At 36.0% G+C, this 26,995-nt stretch carries 27 protein-coding genes and 1 tRNA gene; 16 read left to right on the top strand and 12 right to left on the bottom strand.

Annotation, left to right across the window (positions count from 1 at the left end; all coding sequences use genetic code 11):
• Positions 1-20: 20 nt before the first annotated feature.
• The 5 genes from sufD to HCN53_RS09760 form a co-directional block, all read right to left on the bottom strand.
• The gene (sufD, locus tag HCN53_RS09780; protein ID WP_105017784.1) at positions 21-1,334 is read right to left on the bottom strand and encodes a Fe-S cluster assembly protein SufD; all 1,314 of its coding nucleotides are present in this window, start codon (positions 1,332-1,334) and stop codon (positions 21-23) included.
• Between the two features lie 71 nt (positions 1,335-1,405).
• Positions 1,406-2,158, bottom strand: coding sequence for a Fe-S cluster assembly ATPase SufC (gene sufC, locus HCN53_RS09775; RefSeq protein WP_042276558.1), 753 nt, complete (start codon positions 2,156-2,158; stop codon positions 1,406-1,408).
• A 6-nt stretch (positions 2,159-2,164) separates the two neighbouring features.
• Entirely contained in the window at positions 2,165-2,608 is a 444-nt protein-coding gene (locus HCN53_RS09770; RefSeq protein ID WP_167342831.1) for a hypothetical protein, read from the bottom strand.
• Between the two features lie 81 nt (positions 2,609-2,689).
• Positions 2,690-4,138, bottom strand: coding sequence for a Fe-S cluster assembly protein SufB (gene sufB, locus HCN53_RS09765; RefSeq protein WP_042276562.1), 1,449 nt, complete (start codon positions 4,136-4,138; stop codon positions 2,690-2,692).
• An 18-nt stretch (positions 4,139-4,156) separates the two neighbouring features.
• Positions 4,157-4,486, bottom strand: coding sequence for a HesB/IscA family protein (locus HCN53_RS09760; RefSeq protein WP_042276565.1), 330 nt, complete (start codon positions 4,484-4,486; stop codon positions 4,157-4,159).
• 140 nt (positions 4,487-4,626) lie between these two features.
• Between HCN53_RS09760 and thiL the strand changes: the two genes are divergently transcribed.
• The gene (gene thiL / locus HCN53_RS09755; RefSeq protein WP_167342830.1) at positions 4,627-5,670 is read left to right on the top strand and encodes a thiamine-phosphate kinase; all 1,044 of its coding nucleotides are present in this window, start codon (positions 4,627-4,629) and stop codon (positions 5,668-5,670) included.
• On the opposite strand, the gene HCN53_RS09750 is transcribed toward thiL, so the two are convergent.
• Together HCN53_RS09750 and HCN53_RS09745 are read right to left on the bottom strand one after the other, a co-directional pair.
• Positions 5,661-5,894, bottom strand: a complete 234-nt coding sequence (locus tag HCN53_RS09750; RefSeq protein ID WP_146104961.1) for a hypothetical protein — start codon at positions 5,892-5,894, stop codon at positions 5,661-5,663. The genes thiL and HCN53_RS09750 overlap by 10 nt on opposite strands.
• A 71-nt stretch (positions 5,895-5,965) precedes the next feature.
• Positions 5,966-6,712, bottom strand: coding sequence for an alpha/beta fold hydrolase (locus tag HCN53_RS09745; protein ID WP_167342829.1), 747 nt, complete (start codon positions 6,710-6,712; stop codon positions 5,966-5,968).
• Positions 6,713-6,748: 36 nt separating this feature from the next.
• Here HCN53_RS09745 and HCN53_RS09740 point away from each other — a divergent pair, with 36 nt between their 5' ends.
• From HCN53_RS09740 to HCN53_RS09715, 6 genes are all read left to right on the top strand, one after another.
• Entirely contained in the window at positions 6,749-7,339 is a 591-nt protein-coding gene (locus HCN53_RS09740; RefSeq protein WP_042276571.1) for a TetR/AcrR family transcriptional regulator, read from the top strand.
• Positions 7,340-7,428: 89 nt separating this feature from the next.
• The gene (locus HCN53_RS09735) at positions 7,429-8,424 is read left to right on the top strand and encodes an endonuclease/exonuclease/phosphatase (RefSeq protein ID WP_167342828.1); all 996 of its coding nucleotides are present in this window, start codon (positions 7,429-7,431) and stop codon (positions 8,422-8,424) included.
• Positions 8,425-8,600: 176 nt separating this feature from the next.
• Positions 8,601-9,515: a type IX secretion system membrane protein PorP/SprF gene (locus tag HCN53_RS09730; protein ID WP_167342827.1), complete on the top strand. Its 915-nt coding sequence runs from the start codon at positions 8,601-8,603 to the stop codon at positions 9,513-9,515.
• A gap of 18 nt (positions 9,516-9,533) precedes the next feature.
• Complete coding sequence (locus tag HCN53_RS09725) at positions 9,534-11,399, top strand: OmpA family protein (RefSeq protein ID WP_167342826.1); 1,866 nt, start codon at positions 9,534-9,536, stop codon at positions 11,397-11,399.
• Between the two features lie 91 nt (positions 11,400-11,490).
• The gene (locus HCN53_RS09720; RefSeq protein WP_167342825.1) at positions 11,491-14,211 is read left to right on the top strand and encodes a PD-(D/E)XK nuclease family protein; all 2,721 of its coding nucleotides are present in this window, start codon (positions 11,491-11,493) and stop codon (positions 14,209-14,211) included.
• A gap of 1 nt (position 14,212) precedes the next feature.
• Positions 14,213-15,046: an alpha/beta hydrolase family protein gene (locus HCN53_RS09715; protein ID WP_167342824.1), complete on the top strand. Its 834-nt coding sequence runs from the start codon at positions 14,213-14,215 to the stop codon at positions 15,044-15,046.
• Positions 15,047-15,048: 2 nt separating this feature from the next.
• Here HCN53_RS09715 and HCN53_RS09710 read toward each other — a convergent pair.
• Positions 15,049-15,122: transfer RNA gene (locus HCN53_RS09710), tRNA-Ala, on the bottom strand.
• A 33-nt stretch (positions 15,123-15,155) separates the two neighbouring features.
• Between HCN53_RS09710 and HCN53_RS09705 the strand changes: the two genes are divergently transcribed.
• From HCN53_RS09705 to bioB, 8 genes are all read left to right on the top strand, one after another.
• Complete coding sequence (locus HCN53_RS09705) at positions 15,156-16,487, top strand: MATE family efflux transporter (RefSeq protein WP_206063921.1); 1,332 nt, start codon at positions 15,156-15,158, stop codon at positions 16,485-16,487.
• Positions 16,488-16,659: 172 nt separating this feature from the next.
• Positions 16,660-17,109, top strand: coding sequence for a 6-pyruvoyl trahydropterin synthase family protein (locus HCN53_RS09700; RefSeq protein WP_042276583.1), 450 nt, complete (start codon positions 16,660-16,662; stop codon positions 17,107-17,109).
• 36 nt (positions 17,110-17,145) lie between these two features.
• Positions 17,146-18,261: an aminotransferase class I/II-fold pyridoxal phosphate-dependent enzyme gene (locus HCN53_RS09695; protein ID WP_167342823.1), complete on the top strand. Its 1,116-nt coding sequence runs from the start codon at positions 17,146-17,148 to the stop codon at positions 18,259-18,261.
• 4 nt (positions 18,262-18,265) lie between these two features.
• Complete coding sequence (locus HCN53_RS09690) at positions 18,266-18,679, top strand: hypothetical protein (protein ID WP_042276588.1); 414 nt, start codon at positions 18,266-18,268, stop codon at positions 18,677-18,679.
• Positions 18,672-19,289: a dethiobiotin synthase gene (gene bioD, locus HCN53_RS09685; protein ID WP_167342822.1), complete on the top strand. Its 618-nt coding sequence runs from the start codon at positions 18,672-18,674 to the stop codon at positions 19,287-19,289. Before HCN53_RS09690 ends, bioD begins: the two co-directional genes overlap by 8 nt.
• Positions 19,286-20,560 carry an adenosylmethionine--8-amino-7-oxononanoate transaminase gene (gene bioA / locus HCN53_RS09680; protein ID WP_167342821.1) on the top strand — a complete coding sequence of 425 codons (1,275 nt, stop codon included), beginning with the start codon at positions 19,286-19,288 and terminating at the stop codon, positions 20,558-20,560. The genes bioD and bioA overlap by 4 nt, the downstream gene beginning before the upstream one ends.
• Before the next feature lie 58 nt (positions 20,561-20,618).
• Entirely contained in the window at positions 20,619-21,731 is a 1,113-nt protein-coding gene (locus HCN53_RS09675; RefSeq protein WP_167342820.1) for a beta-ketoacyl synthase N-terminal-like domain-containing protein, read from the top strand.
• Between the two features lie 52 nt (positions 21,732-21,783).
• Positions 21,784-22,878 carry a biotin synthase BioB gene (gene bioB, locus HCN53_RS09670; protein WP_060523437.1) on the top strand — a complete coding sequence of 365 codons (1,095 nt, stop codon included), beginning with the start codon at positions 21,784-21,786 and terminating at the stop codon, positions 22,876-22,878.
• Between the two features lie 144 nt (positions 22,879-23,022).
• Here the strand turns inward: bioB and HCN53_RS09665 are convergent, their stop codons facing one another.
• Positions 23,023-23,361, bottom strand: coding sequence for a single-stranded DNA-binding protein (locus tag HCN53_RS09665; RefSeq protein WP_042276599.1), 339 nt, complete (start codon positions 23,359-23,361; stop codon positions 23,023-23,025).
• Positions 23,362-23,623: 262 nt separating this feature from the next.
• Here HCN53_RS09665 and hemB point away from each other — a divergent pair, with 262 nt between their 5' ends.
• Positions 23,624-24,598, top strand: a complete 975-nt coding sequence (hemB, locus tag HCN53_RS09660) for a porphobilinogen synthase (RefSeq protein ID WP_167342819.1) — start codon at positions 23,624-23,626, stop codon at positions 24,596-24,598.
• 74 nt (positions 24,599-24,672) lie between these two features.
• Here the strand turns inward: hemB and mscL are convergent, their stop codons facing one another.
• The 3 genes from mscL to HCN53_RS09645 form a co-directional block, all read right to left on the bottom strand.
• Positions 24,673-25,086: a large conductance mechanosensitive channel protein MscL gene (mscL, locus tag HCN53_RS09655; protein ID WP_042276603.1), complete on the bottom strand. Its 414-nt coding sequence runs from the start codon at positions 25,084-25,086 to the stop codon at positions 24,673-24,675.
• 119 nt (positions 25,087-25,205) lie between these two features.
• A complete protein-coding gene (gene alr / locus HCN53_RS09650; RefSeq protein ID WP_167342818.1) occupies positions 25,206-26,318 on the bottom strand; it encodes an alanine racemase in 1,113 nt (370 codons plus the stop codon).
• Entirely contained in the window at positions 26,308-26,952 is a 645-nt protein-coding gene (locus HCN53_RS09645; protein WP_060525037.1) for a thymidine kinase, read from the bottom strand. The genes alr and HCN53_RS09645 overlap by 11 nt, the downstream gene beginning before the upstream one ends.
• Positions 26,953-26,995 lie beyond the last annotated feature (43 nt).

Raw genomic sequence — 26,995 nt, 5'->3', positions numbered from 1 at the left:
AGTATTACTTCTAATAATCTTTATAATTCCAATCCTATTTCTACTCCTAATTTAAGAGCTATGATCTTGGTTATTCTAGACTTTACTTCTGGTATTTTAACACTTTCTAATACACTGTTTGCAAAGGCAAACATGAGTAAAGCTCTAGCTTCCTTTTTACCAATACCACGAGACTGCATATAAAACATAGCATCCTCATCTAATTGGCCAATAGTACAACCATGTGAACATCTTACATCGTCAGCAAAAATTTCTAATTGTGGTTTTGCATTTATGGTTGCTTTATCACTAATTAAAATATTATTGTTTTGCTGGAAGGCGTTAATTTTTTGGGCAATTTTATCTACATAAACTTTACCATTAAATACACCTACAGATCTATCATCAAAGATTTGCTTGTATTCCTGATAGCTTTCACAATTAGGTTGTGTGTGATGAACAAGTGTACTATGATCTACATGTTGTTTACCTTCTAATATAGTCACACCATTAAGTAAAGAATTACAGTGCTCTCCTTTTTGATAGAAATATAAATTGTTACGTGTTATAGAACCGCCAAATGAAAAAGTATGCAATCTTACCTCACTATTTGACTGTTGTTCAACGCTTGTGTGATCTATTAAAGAAGCTTCAACATTGTCGTTTTGTATTTTGTAATAATCCACCATAGCGCGTTGATCTGCATAAATCTCTGTAACCACATTTGTCAACACAGAGTTTGAGCTCAGGCTTTGATGGCGTTCTATAATTTGAACTTGAGAATTCTCACCTACGACAACTAGGTTTCTAGGTTGCATCATTGCAGCATTTTCATTTCCTGTTGAGAAATAAACAATCTCAATAGGTTTGCGTACTGCTACATTTTTACCAACATGTATGTAAGCACCTTCACGAGCAAATGCTGTATTGAGAGAAGTTAAGCTATCATTACCAGCAATTTTATTGTAGTGGTTCTCAATTACAGGAGCATATTTATCCTTGCTTAACGCACTTGACATCAAACAAATATCATACTTGTCGTGTGTAGTTTGTGACAACTGGGAATTGTAAACACCATCCACAAAAATCACCTTGTAAGTATCAATCTCGTGCATCAAATACTTTTTGATGTCACGATATTCGATATGAGAATCTGTTTTTGGGAATAAAGAATAGTCTTTATTAAAAAGAGATTTTAAACTCGTGTATTTATAAGCTTCATCCTTGCGTTGCGGTATTCCTACTGTTTCAAATTGCTTTAAAGCATCGCTGCGCAATCCATGTACATAAGAATCTGTATCTACCTGAGATTCTAACGCTATAAAGGAGGAAATAATATTGTCTTTAAAACTCATAATTCTTTTTATTATGTTTTTACAGTATTATCGTAAATGTTTGATCAACTGCAAAAATCATTATTAGACTACTAGGCGTCAACCTCTTCTTTAATCCAGTCGTAACCTCTTTCTTCTAATTCATGAGCTAGTTCCTTACCACCTGACTTTACAATTCTACCTTTATATAGTACATGTACATAATCTGGAACTATATAATCAAGTAACCTTTGATAGTGAGTAATCACTACGGTTGCATTATCCTTGCTTTTAAGCTTATTCACACCATTTGCAACAATGCGCAATGCATCAATATCTAATCCTGAATCTGTTTCATCAAGAATAGATAGTTTAGGCTCTAGCATCGCCATTTGAAAAATTTCATTACGCTTTTTCTCACCACCAGAAAAACCTTCATTTAGCGATCGAGACAAAAATTTACGATCAATTTCAAGTAGCTCTGATTTTTCACGAATCAATTTAAGCATGTCCTTTGCAGGCATTTCATCTTTACCTTGTGCCTTGCGAGTCTCGTTGATCGCAGTTTTCATGAAATTTGTTACTGATACACCTGGAATTTCTACTGGGTATTGAAACGAAAGAAAAACGCCGCGGTGTGCTCTTTCCTCTGGATCAAGTTCAGAAATTTCCTCACCATCTAATTCGATAGAACCATCTGTCATTTCATATTCCTCGCGACCTGCAATAACATTGGCAAATGTAGATTTACCAGAACCATTAGGTCCCATTATAGCATGCACTTCTCCAGGCTTAATTTCTAAATTTATTCCTTTTAAGATTTCTTTGTCCTCAATTGAGGCTTTAAGGTTTTTTATCTTTAACATATCGATCTACTTGATGTCTTTTAATTCTACTTTGGATCCTGTTGTGATCACGTTGCTCTCAAGAGCTGGGTTAATTTCTATTATTTTATGAATGGTAAAAACTTCTGGCCATCCTTCTTCACCTCGTTCTAGTTTTGGGTTTGGTTTAAGTTTACCTTGAAGAGTAACTATAGGCGCATCGTACTCATTCTTTTTAAGTGGATTTGTTCTATCAACTAGTTGTAACGCCACATCATTTCTTTCTACTTCATGAATTTTACTAGTTGTATTGAGAACGATGATATCCTCGTATACAATAAATTCTCCTCGCAATTCAACTTGACCTTCAGGAATACTACTTGTATTGTCCATTTCAACCACAGAAACACCTGTGTTTTCTTCATCCTTGGATTGTTGCTTACAAGCTAGTGAGATGATTGTTAAAAGTGTAATCGCTAGTATTTTTCTCATAGTGAATAAAATGATGATTGGTTTTTTTTAAGTACGCTTTCGCGAAAGCGATATCCTAAACAACTACGTTTTATTATTAATTTATCCTACAGATCCTTCTAAACTTATTTCAAGAAGTTTTTGAGCCTCTACAGCAAATTCCATAGGAAGCTTATTAAGTACTTCTTTTGAAAAACCATTTACAATAAGGGCGATTGCCTTCTCAGTATCTATTCCTCGTTGATTACAATAGAATATTTGATCTTCACCTATTTTACTAGTTGTGGCCTCGTGCTCAATGCGAGAGCTACTGTTCTTGTTCTCTATGTATGGGAAAGTGTGCGCTCCACATTCATTCCCCATAAGTAAACTATCACATTGAGAGAAATTACGAGCATTTGCAGCACGTGGACTTACGTGAACTAATCCTCTATATGAATTTTGAGATTTTCCAGCACTTATTCCTTTTGAAATAATCGTGGACTTAGTATTCTTTCCTAGGTGAACCATTTTGGTCCCTGTATCTGCCTGCTGAAAGTTGTTAGTAACTGCAATGGAGTAAAACTCACCTATTGAATTGTCACCTTTTAATACACAGCTAGGGTATTTCCATGTAACAGCACTACCGGTTTCAACTTGTGTCCATGAGATTTTTGCATTTTTCTCACACAAACCTCTTTTTGTTACAAAATTGAATACTCCACCTTTACCTTCTTTGTCACCTGGAAACCAGTTTTGAACGGTACTGTATTTAATCTCTGCATCATCAAGTGCAATAAGCTCTACAACTGCTGCATGTAATTGGTTTTCATCACGACTAGGAGCTGTACACCCTTCAAGGTAAGAAACATAACTACCTTCATCGGCAATTACAAGGGTGCGTTCAAATTGACCAGTTCCTGCTTGATTTATTCTAAAATAAGTAGACAACTCCATAGGACATCTCACACCTTTTGGGATGTAACAGAAAGATCCATCTGAGAACACAGCACTATTTAACGCTGCATAGTAGTTATCCTTTTGTGGTACAACAGTTCCTATATATTTTTTAACTAACTCTGGATGTTCTTGAATAGCTTCTGAAATTGAACAGAATATGATTCCCTTCTCTGCTAGGGTTTCTTTAAAGGTCGTTGCCACAGAAACTGAATCCATTACAATATCCACAGCTACTCCTGCTAATTTCTTTTGCTCATCAAGGGAAATTCCTAATTTATTAAAGGTCTCCAACAATTCTGGATCCACTTCATCTAGAGATTCGTACTTAGGCTTTTTATTAGGAGCACTGTAGTATGATATAGCTTGTAAATCTGGTTTTTTGTAATGTACGTTTGCCCATTCTGGCTCGACCATATCTTTAAAAGCCTTGTACGCTTCTAATCGCCAATCTGTCATCCATTGTGGCTCGTTCTTTTTTTGAGAAATTAGTTTTATCACATCCTCATTAAGACCTACGGGAATCGTATCAGATTCAATATCGGTATAAAAGCCGTACTCGTACTCTTTAGTCTCGAGTTCCTTTTTTAATTCTTCTTCTGTGTACTTAGACATCTTAAATGTGTTTAAAAATTAAAGCGAAAAGCTCTCACCACAACCGCATGTGCGTTGTGCATTTGGGTTATTGAACACAAACCCTTTTCCATTAAGTCCACCACTATATTCTAGAGTGGTTCCTACTAGGTAAAGAAAGCTTTTTTTATCGACCACTATACGCACGTCGTTTGCTTCAAAAATTTTATCTGTATCAGTTGTTGAGTCGTCAAAATTTAACTCGTATGACAAACCACTACAACCACCACTTTTTACTCCTACACGCACATAGTCCTTATCTATGGTAAATCCATCCTCGCTCATAAGTTGAGCTAGCTTAACCTTAGCTGTTTCTGAAACGTTTATCATAATATTATTTGATTAATCAAAATGTGTGCAAATATACGACAGCAAGGGCATACAAAGGGTTAATACACTTATAAATACTACCTATAACAAGATAGAGATTGTACACGGGTAAAACCGTAAGTAAATTGTAATTTTGCATCATGCTAGAGAATAAAAATCAAAGCCGTACAGGTATAGAGAATTTAGGTGAATTTGGTCTTATAGAGACTCTTACTAAACAAGTGGAAATTAATAATGACAGTACATTACTGGGAATAGGTGATGATGCTGCAATTATTCACACTAAACAACCTAATGTCATAACTACTGATATGCTGGTAGAAGGTATACACTTTGACCTTTCTTATGTTCCATTAAAACATCTAGGGTATAAGGCTATTATGGTTAATTTATCTGATGTTTATGCTATGAATGCCCAGGCTTCTCAAGTAACTGTTTCTATTGCTGTATCTAACCGTTTTCCCCTTGAGGCCCTTGAAGAACTCTATCAAGGAATTCACCTTGCTTGTAAAACTTACGGTGTTGATTTAATAGGTGGTGACACTACATCATCCACCAGCGGTCTAATAATTTCTGTAACCGCGATAGGTCATCAAGAGGAAAGTAAAATTGTAAAACGCAGCGGCGCACATGATGGTGATTTACTCGTAATCACTGGAGATATAGGTGCGGCTTATATGGGATTACAAATTCTTGAAAGAGAAAAAGCTGTTTTTAAGGCAAATCCAAATAATCAACCCGATATGGAGCCTTACAGTTATCTTCTGGAAAGACAATTAAAACCTGAAGCCCGAAAAGATATTCCGCTACTGTTAGAACAGTTAGACGTAGTTCCTACCTCAATGATTGATTTGAGTGATGGTTTAAGTTCAGAAATTTTACACCTTAGTAAAAATAGCGATGTTGGTATTAAACTTTATGAAGAAAAAATACCGTTAGATCCAACTGTAATTAATGTTTGTGAAGAGTTTAACGTAGACAGTACTACTATCGCCTTAAGTGGCGGCGAAGACTATGAATTGCTATTCACTATTAGTCAAGAAGATTATCCAAAGATCAAGGCAAACCCTAATCTAACGGTGATTGGACATGTAGTGGATAAAAGCTTTGGCAACCATCTAGTCACAAGAGGTGGAGAACAAATTGAGATCAAGGCAATGGGCTGGAACAGCTTTCAAGAATAGCTTTCTTTTAATACTTTGGCTTGTTGTAATGAGCTAAGCGCTCTATTCAATCTAGAGTACTGATCATTAAGAGGTAGTAGTTGACCATAAATGGTCGATGTCATTTTCTTGTTGCACTTACAACACGTATACTCCTTAACGTGCTCGGTTATTTCTTTACTCACTCGGTATTTATGTCCAGTGATGGAACAAAGCAAGGATTTAGAGGAAAACTTCTTACTCATAATTGACAAATGATTAATTACGAGGATGAATTTATGCTTTATTTAAGGAAAAAACCTATTAAATGATGTTTTTATTCGATGAAATGCATGTTTCTTGCAATTTCTTCAGGATGAGTTACCAGGCTCATATGTCCATACGCTATTACAAAAAGATCTCCTCGAGTTAATTTAATCTCTTTTTTAATCCTATTTAAAGGAACAACTTCATCCTCTTCACCTGCTATATAGATTAAATTTTTCACCTTACTTAGCTCATTTGAATAAGAAGGTCTATCACGCATTGCTACTATAGCATGACGTACGCTAGTAATATCCATTTCTTTTGCTTTATTGATCATATCACGGATAATTCCCTTATGAACCGACTTCTCTTGGACAGTGAATAAATTTCCAATAGCCATTTTCATATAGGTCTCTTGGTATTTATCAATAAAGTTTAATGAATGATTACGTACTTCTTTACGCTGATCGGTATCACGAGTACCCAAACTGTTAATTAATGTAAGCGACAATAGTTTGTTAGATTGCGCTTTCGCGAAAGCGGACCACACATAGCCACCCATACTATGACCTACCGCATGAAATTTAGATACTCCAATTGATTCAATAAGCGTGTTTATTTCATTTGCCAGATCTTCAATTGAATAGGGCTCATCTTGACTAGCACTGTTTCCATGACCAGGTAATTCTATAAAAATTAGATTAAACCCCTTTAGAAAGGGCAATAATCCATTCCACTGTTGTTTGTATCCTAAAAAACCGTGTAACAAAACGATGCTTTCTTTATTACCTGGCACTAATTCGTAACTTAAATTCATACTTGTATGTTATGATACCATTTGGTATTTTTGAGTATGCGCAATCCAGAAAAAACAAAATCACATATTCTCAATACAAGTGCAAATTTATTCAATAAGCATGGATATAAAGCCACTTCACTAAGTGATATTACTAACGCTACAGGCTTTACTAAAGGAGCCATTTACAAACATTTTAAGAATAAAGAAGACCTAGAACAACAGGCGTTACGCAGCTTAAATAAAAGAATGTTCTCCACTTTAACTACAAACATCAAACAAGCCACAGATTTTATATCTAGAATGAATGTAGTATTTGATTTTTTTGAGAATTATCTAGTAGATCCACCATTTGAAGGAGGATGCCCGTTGCTTAATAGCGCCATTGAAAGTGATGACGCAAATCTTGTTCTCAGACAGCAATCTTTTGGAATGCTTGTAAACTTAAAAAGCTCCATAAAACGAATTATTGAACAAGGAATAAAACATAAACAAATTAAAGCTGATATAAATACGGAGCAGTTAATAAACGTTTATATCGCAACATTGGAAGGCGCCGTAATGATGAGTAAATTAGAGAGAGATACGGTGGCAATTACCAATTGTATTGACTTTTTAAAAAAATACAATCTATCCATTTCCATATAAATTAAATTTTGTTGGATACTGTTTGGTATTTTAAACCACTACTTTGTAAAAACAAGGATCTTACTTTTAAAAATTAAATCAACAACACTATGTCAGCAGCGATACCTAGTCATGCTTTTGAACAATACACCATCGCGTTTTATAACCTCGAGAACTTTTTTGATGTAATAAACGACCCTAATATTTTAGATGATGATTTTACTGAGTTTGGAAGAAATGAATGGACTCCACATAGGTATCAAAAAAAACTGAATAGAATAAGTGATTGCATAAGTAAAATTGGTTTTGAAGAAACAGGAAAATTGCCAATAATAATAGGTATAGCTGAAGTTGAGAATAAAAAAGTTATTAAAGAGTTACTTAGTCAACCCAAACTTTCTCATCAAAACTATAACTTTATTCATTACAACAGTCCCGATGAACGAGGAATCGATGTTGCCCTTATTTACAACGAGGATCTATTTACGGTACATCATAGTTCTCCTATAAGCATAGAACTTATAGAAGAGAACGGAACTAAAGATTATACCAGAGATATTTTATATGTTAAAGGAAAGCTAGCTGGCATGCCTTTAGATATTTATGTAAATCACTGGCCGTCGAGAAGAGATGGCGCCGAAGAGACCAATCATAAAAGAGTCGAAGTTGCTAAAAAATTAATAGCTCATATCAACAACAATGATCCTGAAAAAAAGAGATATAGCAACACTCACGATACACATGACAGTCATAACATAATTATTCTAGGTGATTTTAATGACGATCCTGAGAATGATAGTATTAAAAATGTGATTATACCACAAGGCTTTAAAAATGTAACAGCTCCACTTAAAACTTTTTATAGAGGTACCCTAAACCATCAATTTAAGTGGAATTTATTTGATCAAATCATTATAAGTCAAAGTCTTGAAAATGATATCCCTAAGTCATTATACTTTTCAAAAGCCAATATTTTTGACGACATCATGTTAAGACAATGGAAAGGTAAATATAGAGGTCAACCTTCAAGAACTTTTGTAGGAAGAAGATACAAAGGTGGATATAGTGATCATTTTCCCGTTTATAGTGTTTTTAGACGAAACTAACATCCATTAGTCCTCAAAACGATGCTCTTAATCTATTAAGGAAATCTTATAGGCTTCCAGAAAATCAATTTTCATATATTCGAACATTATGGAGTGTTGTATTAAAACAATTATACTACATTTGATAATTAAACAAACGGAAAACTTAATTTACATAATTAAACCAACTTGTAAGAATGAGAAAATTACTTGCAATGGGGATACTCTTAACACTAGCCTGTACCAGCGTAGTGCAAGCGCAACAAGATCCTCAGTACACCCAGTACATGTACAACCAAAACATTATTAATCCAGCATATGCTGGTACTAAAGAAGGCTTATCAGTTACTTCACTTTACAGACAGCAATGGTCCGGTGTAGTAGGAGCCCCAGAAACCATCACCTTTTCAGGTAGCGCACCAATAGGTGATCGTGTAGGACTAGGATTATCCTTTATTAATGACGTTATTGGTCCAGTAAATGAAAAAAACATTTATGCTGATTTTAGTTATAAATTACAAGTAGGACAAAAAACTACTTTGGCACTAGGTCTTAAAGCTGGTGTTACCTTTCATAACGTAGACCTAGCAACGGTAGGCACTACACAACCAGGCGACCCTTTATTTAGTGAAAGATTAAATGAACTTTATCCAAATATTGGAGCTGGAGCTTTTCTATATGGGGAAAATTGGTATACTGGTTTCTCAGTACCTAATATGTTAAGTGCTACTCACCTTGATGAAAATGGCCTTGAATTTGGAAGTGAAACACAACACTTTTTCTTAACTGCAGGTTATGTATTTGATCTAAGCGACACAGTAAAGTTTAAACCTCATACCTTAATTAAAGGTGCCTTTGATGCTCCTATAAGTTTTGATGTGAATACTAATTTCTTATTTAATAATCGCTTTGAATTAGGTGTAGGTTACCGTTATGAGGATTCTTTTACAGGTCTTTTTGGTGTTAATCTTACAGACACTTTAAAAGTGGGTTATGCTTATGACCGAGTTGTCTCTGACATCTCTGTTGCTTCTGATAGTTCTCATGAAGTTTTTGTGACTTTCGACCTATCATTCCCACGTAGAGTAATGCAATCACCTCGTTTCTTCTAAAATAATCACCAAAGAATCATGAAAAAATTTACCTTCATATTTATTGTATTGTTTGCTGGAGTTTATGCTTTCGCGCAAAGCGATGCTACTAAAAAAGCAGACAAACTATATGACCAATTACGTTATGTGGATGCGGCCAAGGCTTATGAAAAAGTCCTTAAAAATGGTGAGCGTTCTGAGTATGTATACACTCAATTAGCTAATGCGTACTACTTTAACTCTGACTTTACTAATGCTGAGCGCAATTATGCTCGTGCGGTTAAAAAAGGAGGAGACGCAGAAACTCTTTATCGATACGCACAAACCTTAAAAGCAAATGGTAAGACTGATATGTCTAACACTATAATGAAACAATTTGCTAGTGCTGCTCCAAACGACGATAGAGCAAAAATGTTTAAAGCAAATCCTAATTACCTTAATGATATCATGGCGATGGAGCCTGGATTTACCAGTGAAGCTTTTAAAGCTAACGGTGAGTCTAGTGACTTTGCGGCCGTTCAGGTAGGTAATAAAGTTTATTTCTCAAGTTCACGTAATGAAAAAAGAGGTAATTACTCTTGGAATAAAGAACCTTACCTTGATATATACGAAGCAACTGTTGATGAAGCTGGTGTGGTAGGTGAAGCAAATCTTTTAAAAGGAGACGTTAACACTAAATATCACGAAGGTACACTAGCGGTTACTCCTGATGGAAAGTACATGTTCTTTACAAGAGTAGATTACTACAATGGTGATTATGAAAAAGCTGAAGATGGTGAAAGTAAACTTAACATTTATCGAGCTACAAATGTAGGCGGTGAGTGGAAAGATGTTCAAACTACTTCTTTAGAAGCAAGAGCCTATGGTGTAGGTCATCCTAGCATCACTGCAGATGGTAAAACTATTTATTTTGCAAGTGAAGCTCCAGGTGGACAAGGTGGATCTGATATTTACAAAGCCGATCTTAATAATGGTAAAATCTCTAACCCAGTAAACCTAGGTTCTAAGGTTAATACAGCTGGTGACGATTCGTTCCCGTACATTGCCGAGGATGGTACATTATATTTTTCAAGTAATGGACATCTAGGACTAGGTGCTCTTGATATCTTCAAATATAAAGATGGAGAAGTTTCTAACATGGGTGCTCCTATCAACTCATCATTAGACGATTTTGCTTTTTCATATTCTGAAAATACTGGAAAAGGATTCTACTCATCTAACCGCAAAGGCGGTAAAGGTGGTGATGATATTTATAGTGCTACAAGAATTGAAATTTGCGAAGTTGCTGTAACTGTTAAAGCAATTGATGAACAAACGAATCAACCTATTCCAGGTGCTATCGTTTCCTTACAAGATGCTGATGGTATGACTATGCCAGGCCAAACTACTGATAGTAATGGAGAAGCCGTGTTTATGGTTGAATGTAATAAAGAGCTTACTGCTCGTGGCGCAAAAGACAAGTATGAAAGTGGTGAAGCATCATTAACTATTGCAGAAGAGGAAACCGCAATGGTTGAAGTTACTATGATGCCAGAACCAGAAATAGTTGAAGAAAAGATTATTCTTAATAAAATATACTTTGATTTAGATAAGTCTAATATTAGACCTGATGCTGCGCTTGAGCTTGATCGCTTAGTTAACTTAATGAAGAAATATCCAACTCTAGAAGTACTAGCTGAAACTTATGCAGATATCAGAGGTTCTGACTCATACAACCTAGCTCTTACACAACGACGCGCTCAATCTATTGTTGATTATGTGGTATCACAAGGTATTGACTCATCAAGATTAGAAGCTAAAGGTCGTGGTGAAGAAAACCCTATCGTTGATTGTACAGCTAAAAAATGTACCAAAGATGAATACGAATTATCTCGTAGATCAGAATTCACGATCACGAAGAGATAAACTTTTAACAATCAAAAAACGAAAAGCCCATTCTTGAAAAAGAGTGGGTTTTTTAATTGATAAACATTACACTTCTTAGTACTTTTCACTTATGCAAACTTTCCTTGAACACATAATTGACGACCTTACAAGAAAAGGTGAAAACCTCCTAGAACTTACTTATATAGTGCCATCAAGAAGAGTTGGAGTTTTCCTTACCAGATATATAGCTAGCCGTTATGATCAACCTATTATTCAACCTGAAATTTTAAGTATTGAGGAATTCGTTTCTAGAAAATCAGGGCTTGAAATAAAGCCTGATCTTGAAATCATTCCTCATTTTTATAAAGCATATAAATCTGTAGAAGGTGTTCAGGCAGAAAGCTTTGAAAGCTTTTTATCTTGGGCGATGACGGTATTACAGGACTTCAATGAAATAGATCGCTATATCCTACCAACTGACAGATTCTTTACCTACTTAGGCAACATTAAAGAGTTGAGCGATCCACACTGGAGCTTAGAGGCAAATCCTACTAAAATGGTCTCTGATTATTTAAAATTTTGGAAGCGCTTACATTTATATTATCAAGCCCTTGTAGATGAGTGTAAAAAAATTGGTATATCCTATCAGGGATTAGCTTATCGACAAGCTCACGAGCTTATAATGAACAATGCTTCAAATCTAAAAGACAATTATGTATTTCTAGGTCTCAATGCTCTTAACACAGCAGAAGAAAATATTATAAAGGAATTATTAGATACTGGAAAGGCAAAAATTTATTGGGATACAGACCAATATTTTTTGTCTAGACCGTACCATGAAGCTGGTACCTTTTTAAATAAACATTTTAATACTTGGAAGTATTTTGAAAGGAACAGTCCACAGTTTATTGGTGACAATTACTCAAAAAACAAACAAATCCATATTACCGGCGCTAGTGGAAATCTTACTCAAGTTCAAATAGCTATAAAAAAATTACTTGAGCTACCACACAATGAACTCAGTGAGACTGCCATCATTTTAGCCGATGAAAAATTGCTTATACCCTTAATTAATGCTCTCCCTAGTGAAATAGAACACTATAATATTACCATGGGCTTACCTCTAGAAACGGTAGGATACAGTTCTTTTTTTAAACAGCTTGTGACCTTGTATACCAGCATGACAAACAATGGATTTTATTACAAAGATGTTCAAGCCTTGTGCAATACGCTGTTATTTAAAACAGTCCTTTCAAAATCTTCAAATACCCTACAAAATAAAATCCATCAAGAAAATTTAGTCGTTCTAAACAAACAAATCATTGCTGACGTCATAGACGAGCCATGGTCAAAATTATTTGAACCTTTAAATAAACCTACTGATTTAGTAAAGTATGCCTTAGAGTTTATTACTCATGCAAAAAACGTTTTGATTGATCAAAAAAACAAACGTTTTGAGCTTGAACAGTTGGTCGGTATTTATGAAGTAATCACACAAATACAGAATCTTTTAAGCGACTACCCAGAAATAAGTGACTATCGTACAATTGAATTTCTTTATGATAAACTAATAAGTTCAAAGACGCTCGATTTTATAGGCGAACCAGTACAAGGTCTACAGATTATGGGGCTTTTAGAAACTAGAGGTTTGGATTATAAGAATGTAATTATGTTATCGGTTAATGAAGGTACGTTACCAGCAGGAAAATCAACTAACTCCTACATTCCCTTTGATGTAAAAAAAGAATTTGAACTACCTACCTATTCTGATAAAGACAGTGTATACGCATACCACTTTTATAGACTATTACATAGAGTACAAAAAGCAAGTTTTATATTTAATTCAGACACTAAGTCTAGTATAGGTCAAAAAGAACAAAGTAGATTTCTAGTTCAACTGTTAAACGATCAAGAAAATGAGCATCAACTTGTGATTGAAAGCTATGAGGTGCCTAATGAAATTCACTCTAGGGAATTTATTTCTATTGATAAAAATGATCATTTGATCAACCGATTAAAAGAGATTGCTCAAAGCGGCTTCAGCCCTAGTGCATTAACTAGTTTTGTGCGCAATCCTCTAGACTTTTACCGTCAAAAAGTTTTGCGTGTAGATCAATTAGAAGAAGTAGAAGAGAATATTGAAGCAAATACGATGGGTACCATTATCCATTCTGCTCTAGAAGAATTATACAAACCCTATATCAATCAAGTACTCAAAAAAGAACACTTTAAATTATTATTTAAGCAGGTCGATGAACAACTACAAATAGCCTATTATAAAACTTATAATACCAACCAAATTCCTACAGGCAAAAACAAAATAATTTTTGAGGTATGCCGTAAATATATTAATAAACTATTGCAACTAGATTTAGAATCTATTGAAGCAGGTAGTGAGCTCATCATTAAATCTTTAGAAAAGGATATAAGAGCACATATTGACCATCCTGAATTAGGAATTATACACTTACGTGGAAATGTAGATCGTATTGATTTGTATAACAATCAAATACGCATTATTGATTATAAAACAGGACTAGTAAAGTCCAAACAACTCAAAATTAAGGATGCTAATTATCAAGATATCATACTAGATTATGAGTATAGTAAGGCCTTTCAAGTACTCATGTATGCATATTTATATGAAAAAGAATACGGCGTGCTTCCGGATCAAGCTGGTATAATTAGCTTTAAAAATTTTAAAGAGAAGTTCATTAAATTTTCTGATGAGCAAGTGGATAACAAACATCAAATCACCAAAGAAATTTTAGACCAATTTGAAAAACAACTTTTCCTACTGTTAAGTGACATCATGGATCCTAACCAACCTATAATTGAAAAAGCAGTTTAATATGAAAGTCACAAGAAATCTTTCCGTTTTAGGGGAAAATGATCGTCCTCTAGTATATGACGTTTTTGATCCACAAGTATCTGATAAACATCCGGTCATCTTGTTTTGTCATGGATTTAAAGGTTTTAAAGATTGGGGTGCGTGGGATTTGATGTGTTCCGCTTTCGCGAAAGCGGGATATCTCACAATTAAGTTCAACTATTCCCACAATGGCGGTACCTTAAAACAACCTATAGATTTTCCAGATTTAGAGGCCTTTGGCAATAATAATTACAGTATTGAACTACGTGATACAACCAGAATGCTAGATTTAATAACCTCTAGTAACTTACCTATTGATCATGATCACATAACAATTATGGGACACTCTAGGGCTGGTGGAATCACTACAATAACTGCTGCTAAAGATAAAAGAGTAAAAAAGCTAATCACACTTGCTGGTGTCGCAGACTATAAATCAAGGTTTCCTAGTGGAACAGAATTAAAAGATTGGGAGAATAAGGGCGTTATGCACATTAAAAATGGCCGCACCCAACAGGAAATGCCTCTTTATTATCAATTCTATCAAGACTTTATCGCTCATGAAAACGAGCTTACAATTTTAGACCAAGCCACACGGTTAAATTGTCCGCATCTTATTATTCATGGAACATTAGACCCAACAGTTTCTATCAACGAAGCATATAGATTAAAACAAGCTAATTCTCTCGCAGAAATGGCTTTTATAAATGGCGCAAATCATGTTTTTGGTGCCATGCATCCCTGGAATAGAAGTAATTTACCTAATGATCTACAACGTGTGGTACAATGTAGTTTAAACTTCTTAAATAAGTAAAGTGGAGAATACCGGGCTCGAACCGGTGACCTTTTGACTGCCAGTCAAACGCTCTAGCCAACTGAGCTAATTCCCCATCTTTGTCCTCACTTATGACTAAGTTTGCATCGTGCAAAATAAACCAAACATTACAACCTCTCAAATTTTGTCACTCGCTATTCCTGCAATTTTTGCAGGAATAGCAGAGCCGCTTATTAGCTTAACTGATCTCGCAATCATTGGACAAATACCAGAAAACTCTGCTACTGCGCTAGCTGCTGTGGGAACTGTAGGATCCTTTTTAAGTGCCATCATCTGGACAATCGCACAAACAAAAACAAGTATCTCTAGTATTGTATCAAGAGCGCTAGGTGCTGGTGAATTAACTAAAGCATCCGTTTTAATACCGCAAGCTATATGGTTGAATATAAGTTTGGGATTACTTATTTATGTGATTACTTATTTCCTTGCGCCAACTATTTTTCACTTTTATACCAATGAGAAACCGGTTTTGGACATTGCCGTTTCATATTATAAAATAAGAGCTTTTGGGTTTCCATTTACTCTATGTGCATTTGCAATTTTTGGAATCTTTAGAGGAATTCAAAATACGAGTTGGGCTATGATAGCTAGCTTAACAGGTGCAGCGGTAAACATTATTCTTACCTATATTTTAGTACTAGGAAGTCCTTTCTCTGAATCCTATGGGATAGAAGGAGCTGCAATTGCTAGTGTAATTGCACAAGCCACGTTGCTCCTAGTAGCTCTGTTTTTTCTTTATAAAAAAACTAGTTATAGGATCACCCTACCAGATTTTAAAAATCTATACTTACTTAAAAAGCACGTTCAACTTACTGCAAATTTCTTTTTACGCACTCTTGCCATCAATGTGGCAATTTACTTATCCTATCGATATGCAAACAATTACGGTATAGAACAAGCGGCCACACACGCCATTCTCATGAATATCTGGTTGTTTTTCTCCTTTTTAATTGATGGATTTGCTAATGCTGGAAACGCACTAGGTGGAAAACTTTTGGGCTCCAAAGATCCAGATTCATTACTGTACCTATCAAAAAAGACTAACGGTTATGGAATTGCGATTGCATTGATTTTAGCTATATTATGCGGTGTAGCCTATCCCTTTCTAGGACATTTGTTCACAGATAATAGTGAGGTTTTAAAGCTTTTATCCATTACATTTTGGCTTGTGCTTGTTATGCAACCTATCAACGCGGTAGCTTTTGTCTATGACGGCATTTTTAAAGGTTGGGGCGAGGCTAGTTACCTGCGTAATTTATTATGGATTCTTACTGGGTTTGTTTTCATACCTGTTTTACTAATTTTAGACTACTTTAATCTTGAGTTATTTGCTATCTGGCTCGCTTTTTTTGCATGGATGCTAGGACGATCGGTTTTACTTCATTTGAAGTTTAAACAAAAAATAAAAGAACTTCTATAAACACAAAGGATAGGTAGACAACCCAAGTAAAAACTTATCTTTGCGACAAAATTATACGAATCATGACGTGGTCAGATGCTTTAGGCTTTCTAGGTGGTAATGGACTTTTCCTAATTTTAGGAATCGTTCTTATTGTAGTGGTGTTATATAATAAATGGAAAAGAAAACGTCGATGAAAAAGGTACGTATTACTAAAGAATTTACATTTGAAACTGGTCATGCCTTATACGGTTATGACGGTAAATGTCGTAATGTACATGGACACAGTTATAAACTTGCGGTAACCGTAATTGGTACACCAAAAGATGAGCTAGGACATGTAAAGCATGGTATGGTAATCGACTTTGGAGACTTAAAGAAAATTGTTAAAGAGGAAATTGTAGACCCATTTGATCATGCAACTGTATTTAACAAAAACACACCTCACGTAGAATTGGCAAAAGAACTATCAGATCGTGGTCACGAGGTTATACTTGTAGATTACCAGCCTACCAGCGAGATGATGATCCTAGATTTTGCTGATAAAATTAAGGCACGATTACCACAGGAAATACAGCTACATTCTCTTAGATTAAGAGAAACTGAAACCAGTTACGCAGAGTGGCACGCTGCCGATCAATAGTAAAAAAATATCACGTTTAATCCTTACATTTATAACGTGTTACCAGATAAACTTTATCGTAAAATTGGACTCAGGCATTTTTCAGGAAGTCTAAGGAAATTAAGCGAGGTTCATGAGAAAATTGATTTTGCCTCAAATGACTATCTCGGCTTTTCCAACTCTCTTAAAATAGAACATAAACATTTTCCATCAGGATCGACAGGCTCCAGATTGATAACGGGTCACAGTCAATTCCACACACAAGTAGAACAACAAATTGCAGCCTTTCATGATGTTGAGGCAGCATTGCTTTTCAACTCAGGTTATGATGCAAATCTAGGAGTAATTTCATCACTTACAGATCGTATGGATCTTATTCTGTATGATGAAAAAGTTCATGCTAGTATAAGAGATGGAATACAGCTTTCTAAAGCCAAGGCACTTAAGTTCAAACATAACGATCTAGATCATCTTAAAATTTTACTTGAGAAGTTTCATGATGGACTAGATCGAGAGGTTTACATCCTTACCGAATCCGTGTTTTCTATGGATGGTAATTCACCCGATCTTGCTAGGTTAATAGAAATTACTGCCTCATTTAAAAATGCTCACCTCATCCTAGATGAGGCTCATAGTCTAGGAGTTCATGGAAATCAAGGAGAAGGACTTGCGCAGTCTTTAAACTTGCATAAAGCTATTTTTGCACGCATCATCACCTATGGAAAAGCTATGGGCGCACACGGCGCAGCAGTTCTAGGTAGTGAGGATCTCAAGGAATATTTAATAAACTATTCTCGACCTTTCATTTATACTACGGCTATTCCACCGCACGCAATTGCTTATATACAATCGGCTTATAAAAAATTACAATACCAACCTGAAATCGTTAAACAACTGCAAGAAAACATTGCGTTTTTCAACAAATGTATAGTTAGAATGGGATTGAGATTACGCTTTCGCGAAAGTGTAACACCTATACAAATATGTATTATACCAGATAACCATAAAGTAAAACAACTCTCTAGTGTATTACAATCAAAAGGTTTTGATGTAAGAGCTATACTATCACCTACAGTTCCTAAAGGAGAAGAGAGGTTGCGTATTTGCCTGCACTCCTTTAACACTAAAAACGAAATGCAAGACTTGTTACAACTACTTGCCAAAAACATTTGAGTAGATGAGTAAATTTAAAACAGTTGCTATCTTCTCATATCCAGCCGATGCCGCTGTGATCAAAAGCAAGCTGGAGAGTGAAGGCGTTACTGTAATTCTAAGAGATGAATTTACCATCGCCACCGATCCATTTGCTACAAATGCTATAGGAGGAATTAAAATGGATGTTTACCGCGAGGAATATCTTAAAGCCATTAATATAATTGAAACAGTAAATCCTGAAATTTTATCTACTGTAACGCAACTAATAAAGTGCCCAAACTGTAAAAAAAGACAAGTTAGGGAACAGCATGATGTGCACACCGCAACTAATTTTAAGGAAACAATAACAGCAATATACCTGAGCATTTTTCCCTTTACGAGCAGCGAGCACTATGTTTGCAGAAATTGCAATCATAAATTTGATATAAATGGGTAGCTATTTTATTACCGGAATAGGAACAGATGTAGGAAAGACAGTAGTTGCAGCTATAGTTACACAAGCCTTAAAAGCCGATTATTGGAAACCAGTACAAAGCGGTCTAGACACAACAGATAAAGGAACCGTTGCCTCGCTTGTAGACAACGACCAAAGTTATTTTCATGAAGAATCATACCGTTTAAATACACCTATGAGTCCTCATAAATCTGCCGAAATAGATAATGTACTTATAGATTTACAACAAATCAAACGACCACACACTAACAATCATTTAGTCATTGAAGGTGCTGGTGGATTACTAGTTCCTCTTAATCAAGATAAAACCATCGCCGACTTAATTTTGCCAGATGACAAAATCATAGTAGTAAGTTCAGGATATTTAGGAAGTATCAATCACACCTTGCTTACTATTGAAAGTTTAAAATCACGAGGATTAACATGTTCTGGAATCATATATAACCACGTGGATTTGGATGGTACAATCGAAGTTATTGAAAAAATGACTGGTGTGCCTACTTTGGGCCATTTGAAAAAAGAAAATGAGATTAATAAGCAAATTATTAATCAGTACGCACAAGAATTTAAAGAGACGTTACACTCTTTATGAGAGAAGAACAAATAAAAGCCCTCGATCAGGCACACGTTTGGCATCCACTTACACAGCACAAGACAGCAGGTAATCCACTTCCTATTGAACGGGCGCAAGGAAATTATTTGTATGATTTTGAGAACAAGGCTTATTTTGATGCTATTTCAAGTTGGTATACCTGTAGTTATGGACATGTAAGTCCAGTATTAACAAAGGCATTAAAAGACCAAGTTGATAAACTACACCATGTGGTCTTTGCAGGTATGACACATGAACCGGTTGCTAGATTAAGTAAAAGATTAATAAATATCTTACCTGATAATCAAGAGAAACTTTTTTTCTCAGAAAACGGATCGACCAGCGTTGAAATAGCTCTAAAAATGGCTTTTCAATTTCACTTCAACCAAGGAGAAAAACGCAATGTAGTCATCGCGCTAGAGAATGGTTTTCATGGAGACACCTTTGGTGCCATGAGCGCCTCGGGATTATCGGTATACAACGGACCATTTGAAGATTTTTTTATTGAGGTAATTCGCATTCCTGCTCCCACGAAAAACAATGTTGAACAAATTCTTAATTCATTAGAAAGCCTTATAGAGAATAACCGCATTTCAAGTTTCATTTATGAACCACTTGTCCAAGGTGCGGCTGCGATGCAACTTAACGATGCAGCTGCTTTGTCTCAGGTAATAGAATTGTGCAAGCAACAAGGAATCATTACAATAGCCGATGAAGTAATGACAGGTTTTGGTAAAACAGGAACTTATTTTGCAAGCGATCAAATAGATCAAAAGCCTGATATCATGTGTCTATCAAAAGCTTTAACTGGTGGAATCATGCCTATGGCAATTACAACATGCACGCAGCAAGTGTTTGACGCTTTTTATGATGATGAAATGGCTCGTGGCCTTTTTCACGGCCACACTTACAGTGGTAATCCATTAGGCTGTGCAGTTGCTGCGGCAGCAATCGATCAATTGACCAGTAATTCTATTCAAAAGAATATAGATTATATTACAAACAAAAACCTAGAGTTTAAACATGTTTTATCCAGCCATCCACGAGTGAGTAATGCGCGCAGTAAAGGAGTAATACTAGCAATGGACCTTGCAATTAAAATGGAGCGTTACGGAAATCAAAGGGATAAAATGTTTAAATGGTTTTGGGATCGCGGTGTGTTTTTAAGACCACTAGGCAATACTATTTATATTGTCCCGCCTTTTACGACATCGCCCGAGCAGTTAAAATCCTTACATGAAACTATGCTGCAATTCCTAAACGAATTCTAGAATCCAACAGCAATGTCGGGTTTATTACCGATTTTTGCCCTTAAACAAATTTACATTGTTGAAATCACCCATTTTCATACAGAAATCTGCATTTATTACTGCAGTTGATAGTTTTACTATACAACCGCAACACGCTCAATTTACTGTAGAGAATAACGCATTGGTAAGCCGTATTAATCCTAAAGATGAGGAGCGGTTACAAAGCCTTCTAGAAACTCATTCTTCTTACAAGAATTTAGATCGTAGTGTTCAATTAGCATTACTCTGCGCGCAGGATTTAGGAGTTAATAATACACAAACTGCTGTGAATATAGGCAGTAGTCGTGGCGCTACAGGACTATGGGAGAATTTTTATTCTCGCTTTCGCGAAAGCGGAACTGTTCCTACTCCTACCTCACCACTTACTACATTGGGTAATATTTCTAGTTGGGTGGCACAGGATTTAGATCTTAAGGGAATGGCAATGTCACACAGTATTACCTGCGCTACCGCATCGCATGCTATTGTCAATGGTATCGCATGGTTAGAAAGCGGAATGGCACAACAAGTTATTGCTGGTGGTAGCGAGGCTCCATTAACGGAGTTCACCATAGCACAAATGAAAGCTTTGCGCATCTATAGTGAAGCTATTAATGATGAATATCCATGTAAAGCACTGGACGTTGATAAAAAAGAAAATAGTATGATTTTAGGTGAAGCTGCTGCCCTATTACTACTTTCAAAAAAGCAAGAGAATACTAACATTGCAATCACTGGATATGGTACTGCTATAGAGCCCTTAACCAGCGCTACATCCGTATCAGATACAGGCACATGTTTGCAAGAATCAATGAAGCAGGCTATAGGAAAAACTCCATTAAGTGATATCGACGCAGTGATCACACATGCTCCTGGTACGATAAAAGGTGACCGTGCAGAACTTAATGCTATTAAAAAACTCTTTGGCAGCACGACTCCGATACTGTGTAACAATAAATGGCAAGTTGGACATTCGCTAGGAGCAAGCGGTGCATTAAGCGTGTGTATGGCAATTGAAATGCTAGAAAAGCAATGTATTGTATCACCACCATACTTGAACAATCATAAGATTAATACTGCACAAAAAATTCTGGTAAATGCAACTGGTTTTGGTGGTAATGCAGTAAGTTTATTAATTGAAAAACTAAAGTAAACAAGCCTGTCAAGGCTGTTCAACTGATAAAGTGTATTTTTACCCTTGATAAATGAAGACCATGAAACATAATTGGACTAAGGAAGAGATTCTAGAAATATATAACAAACCTATGATGGAGTTGCTTTATGAAGCAGCAAGTGTTCATAGGCAACATCACAACCCTAATCAAGTACAAGTATCTACATTACTATCCATCAAAACAGGTGGTTGCCCTGAAGATTGTGGATATTGTCCACAAGCAGCAAGATACCACACTGACATTGAAGGAAACGACCTTATGAGTGTGCAGCAAGTAAAGGCACAAGCCTTACGTGCAAAATCTGGAGGAAGTTCTCGAGTTTGTATGGGAGCTGCATGGCGTAATGTTAAGGATGGACCAGAATTTGATCAAGTTCTAGAGATGGTGCGCACCATCAATAAACTAGATATGGAAGTATGTTGTACTCTAGGAATGATTACGGAAAATCAGGCCAAACGTCTTGCTGAAGCTGGATTGTATGCCTATAACCACAATCTTGATAGTAGTGAAGAATATTATGAAGAGGTAATAAGTACAAGAGGCTACCAAGATCGACTGGACACTATTGATAACGTGCGTAAAACTAACGTAACTGTTTGTAGTGGTGGAATTATAGGAATGGGTGAATCCATAGAAGATCGAGCAGGAATGCTTGTAGCACTTGCAACGTTAAGTCCGCAACCAGAAAGTGTACCTATCAATGCCCTTGTAGCTGTTGAAGGAACACCTCTTGAAGAGCAGGAACCTGTTTCTATCTGGGAAATGATTAGAATGGTTGCTACTACTCGTATAGTTATGCCACAAACACAAGTAAGATTGAGTGCTGGTAGAACAAGTATGAGCCGTGAAGGACAGGCTATGTGTTTCTTTGCTGGTGCTAATTCAATTTTTGCTGGTGATAAACTGTTAACCACGCCTAATCCAGATGTGAATGAAGACATGAAAATGTTTGAAATGCTAGGATTACAACCTATGAAACCTTTTGTAAAAAAAGCACAACCTGAAACAGTTGAGGCTCAATATTCACAATATAAAGATTTAGGTGAAAAGCCTAAATGGTCTCGTCCTGGTCACAAGATCGACCGAAATGAACAAGCAAAAGCAGCTGCCAAGGTAGCCAAGTAAAACTTGAACATAATTATTTTAAAACCCCATGCAATTACTTTTAATAGTATGGGGTTTTTAATTATGTAAATAAAGAAAAGGCCTTACTGAAAAAGTAAGACCTTTTGAAAACACCTCATTCCCTGACGGTGCTCCATATAACGACTAGTTCTTACTTCCTAAAAGCAATACCTCGTTACAAACAACCTCAGTTGTATATCGTTTAATACCGTCTTTGTCTTCCCAAGCACGAGTAGTCAGCTTACCTTCTATTCCTATTCGATTTCCTTTTTTTACGTATTCATTAATAATTTTGGCAGTTCCGTTATAAGCTACAATGCGATGCCATTGTGTATCAGTTACTTTCTCGCCTATTTTGTTAGTGTAGCGATCTGTAGTTGCCAAAGAGAATTTTGCGATTTGCGAACCACTTTCTAAGTTAATGATTTCTGGATCTTGACCTAGGTTTCCGATAAGTTGTACTTTGTTTGATAAATTACTCATAATAAATTAGTTTGTATGGTTTAAAAAAAATCTTGTTGTCATTGCAGTAACCTTGTGAACTGTTGACGATGCAAATATGAGATGATAACCAAAAGCTATAAGTATTTTAAATGATTGCTTTCGTTTATTTGCGTTTGTAAACGTTTAATTAGAAGGTTTCACCTTGCAAAATCCACAGACCATTCAATCTTTTAATGAATTCTAAATGACTTTACAGCTGTAATTATCTAGCCTATCTTTGCAATGACTTTAAACGTTTTGTATGTACCCATTAAGAAGAAACAGGAGATTACGCTTTAATCATGCAGTACGATCCTTAGTTCGCGAGACTCTCATTTCACCTAACGATTTTATCGTTCCTCTTTTCGTTGTAGAAGGTAGCGGTGTTAAAGAAGAAATTGCATCAATGCCAGATTATTACCGTTATAGTCTTGATTTACTAGAACATGAAGTAAAATCTTTATGGGAAATGGGATTAAAATCGGTACTTCTTTTTGTAAAAGTACCCGACAATCTCAAAGACAATAAAGGTACCGAGGCCATAAATAAAGATGGATTAATGCAGCGAGCTATCAAAACCGTTAAAAACGCTGTTCCTGATATGTACGTAATGACAGATGTAGCTCTTGATCCTTATTCTAGTTACGGGCATGATGGTATTGTAAAGGATCAGTACGTGATAAATGATGAGACCTGTGATGTTCTTGCTCAAATGGCTATTTCACATGCCGCAGCTGGTGCCAATATGGTTGCTCCTAGCGACATGATGGATGGTCGTATTCTCTATTTGCGTGAAGCACTGGAAGAAGAAGGTTATAAAAACACAGGTATAATGAGCTATTCTGCAAAATATGCTAGTGCGTTTTATGGTCCTTTTAGAGATGCTCTTGATAGTGCTCCTGGTTTTGGTGATAAAAAAACCTATCAAATGGATCCAGCTAACAGAACCGAAGCGATTAGAGAAACACTAATGGATATTGATGAAGGAGCAGATATCGTTATGGTTAAACCAGGTTTGTGCTATTTAGATATCGTGCGTGACCTAAAAAATGAAATCGAAGTACCTATAAGTGTCTATCAAGTGAGTGGTGAATATTCAATGCTCAAAGCGGCTGCCGCACAAGGCTGGTTAGATCATGATGCTGTTATGATGGAACAAGTTACCGCAATTAAAAGAGCAGGTGCAGATTTAATCGCAAGTTACTTTGCAAAAGATGTAGTGCGTTTATTATCTTAACATCTAGAGTAAAACCAAATAAAAAAGCCGCTATCTGTTTAGATAGCGGCTTTCCTATTTTACGATTAAAGAATCTAGTTCTTTGACTTTAATACATCACGTATTTCAGCAAGTAATTCTTCTTGCGTAGGACCTGCTGGAGCAGCTGGAGCCTCTTCTTTCGGCTTTTTAGTTTTGTTATAAGCTTTTACGATTAGGAATAGAACAAAACCTACAGTGATCAAATTAATGATAGCGTTGATCCACTTTCCATAAAGGATAGCGTTTTCTGGTTTTTCAACAGTTCCATCGGCTGCTACAACAGCATCTGCAAGAACTACTTTGAACTCTGAAAAATCTTGACCACCAGCAAAGTGACCTACAACTGGCATCATAATATCACTTACGAAACCATTGATTACTAGTCCCATTGCACCAGCTAAAATTACCGCTACTGCAAGATCTATGACATTACCTGTCATAATAAAATCTCTAAACTCTTTAAGCATTGTTTTATATTTTTAAGGTTAACTACCGCAAAATTAGCATTAGTCTTAGAATTAAGGTTTTTTTAAGAAAAAAAAGTAACCGATGTTACATTTTATCGATAAAATACAATATTTATCGTTTAAACACCTTCCTCAATATAGACTCTTGGAACACGTGCCTGAATACCTGTTATTAATTCGTAAGAAATAATACCTACTTCTTCGGCCATTTCTTGGGCATTGTGTTCATTATCATAGATAATAACCTCATCACCTCGTTTACAAGGAATATCCGTTACATCTACCATGAACATGTCCATACAAATTATACCTAGAGTGCGTGCTGGCTTTCCATTTATGTAGACAAAAGCGCCACCATAGCCGTAAACTCTTTTCATACCATCACCGTGACCTAGAGGTATTACGGCGTATGTCATGTCCTTTGAAGCATGGTGGGATCTATTATAACTTATACTCTCGCCTTTTTTAATAGACCGCACCTGTGAGACCACCGATTTAAGGGTTCCTACAGGTTTAAAATTGTCTTGATACTTCTTATCGTTACCGTAACCATACAAACCTATTCCAGATCGCACCATGTCAAAATGGGCATTTGGAAAATTTAATATGCCACTAGTATTACATTGATGTTTTACACAATCATACCCCAATACCGATTCAGCCTTTTTAGCTAATTCAGTAAATGTATCTATTTGCTTTTGAGTGAAGGTAATTTCCTCTAAATCTTCACTAGCTGCTAGATGAGACATCAATCCTTTAACCTTTAAGTGATCCTGCTTATCAAGCATTTCTAGAATAGCGTCAAGTTCCTCACCATCAATTCCTATACGATTTAAACCCGTATTGAATTCTAGGTGAACAGGATAGTTGGTCTGGTGTTTCGCTTTCGCGAAAGCGTAAAAATCCTCCAACATTTCCTTACTGTAAATCACAGGTTCTATGCACCTATCTATACAATCTGGTAGGTTGTGTTGCTGTGCGTGTAATACTAAAATAGGTGTTGTGATTCCGTTGTTGCGCAATTCAACTGCCTCGTCAACATAGGCAACAGCAAAATAATCCACACCACATTCTTGTAATTTTTGAGCCACTGGGACTAGACCGTGACCATAGGCTTGTGCTTTTACAACAGCCATAAACAAGGTGCTGTCACTTATTTTACTACGTAAGAACTTGTAGTTGTGCTCAAGTGCAGCAAGGTTTACAACAAGTCTTGTTCCTCTATGAATCATTGGTTGATTTTGAGGAGATTGATTCTGGATCTTTGACCGGTATGCGTTTTACTTTATCCTCGAGCATTGCTTTATAATAAGCTGCGCGACTTAAAGGCTCATATTCTTGATGTTCCCCTAAAAGGACTACGTCATCATCGGCAGTTTTACGATAACTGTATTGAGCAAGATTACCCGTGCGAGTACAAACTGCGTGTACTTTAGTCACGTATTCGGCGGTTGCCATAAGAGCTGGCATGGGACCAAATGGATTGCCTTTGAAATCCATGTCTAATCCTGCAACGATAACTCTTATACCACTATTAGCTAAATCATTGCATACTTTTACAATCTCGTTATCAAAGAATTGCGCTTCATCGATCCCTACCACATCGCAATTCATAGCTAGTAAAGGAATATTTGCGGCAGCAGGAACCGGTGTGCTTTGAATTTCATTGGCATCATGTGAAACGACCATTTCTTCATCATAGCGTACATCAACTGCCGGTTTAAAAATTTCTACTTTCTGTTTAGCAAATTGAGCCCTTTTAAGTCTTCTAATAAGCTCTTCTGTTTTTCCAGAAAACATTGAGCCACAAATGACTTCAATCCAGCCAAACTGTTCTTTATGATTTACCGTATTTTCTAGAAACATTTTGTAATTTACAGGCGTTAAAAAAGTGAGCTTGTCAAGATAC

Source organism: Nonlabens sp. SY33080 (assembly GCF_011784885.1).
GTDB classification, from domain to species: domain Bacteria; phylum Bacteroidota; class Bacteroidia; order Flavobacteriales; family Flavobacteriaceae; genus Nonlabens; species Nonlabens tegetincola.
The sequence above is the reverse complement of the archived record's forward strand: the minus strand, read 5'-3'. Positions and strand labels throughout refer to the sequence as shown.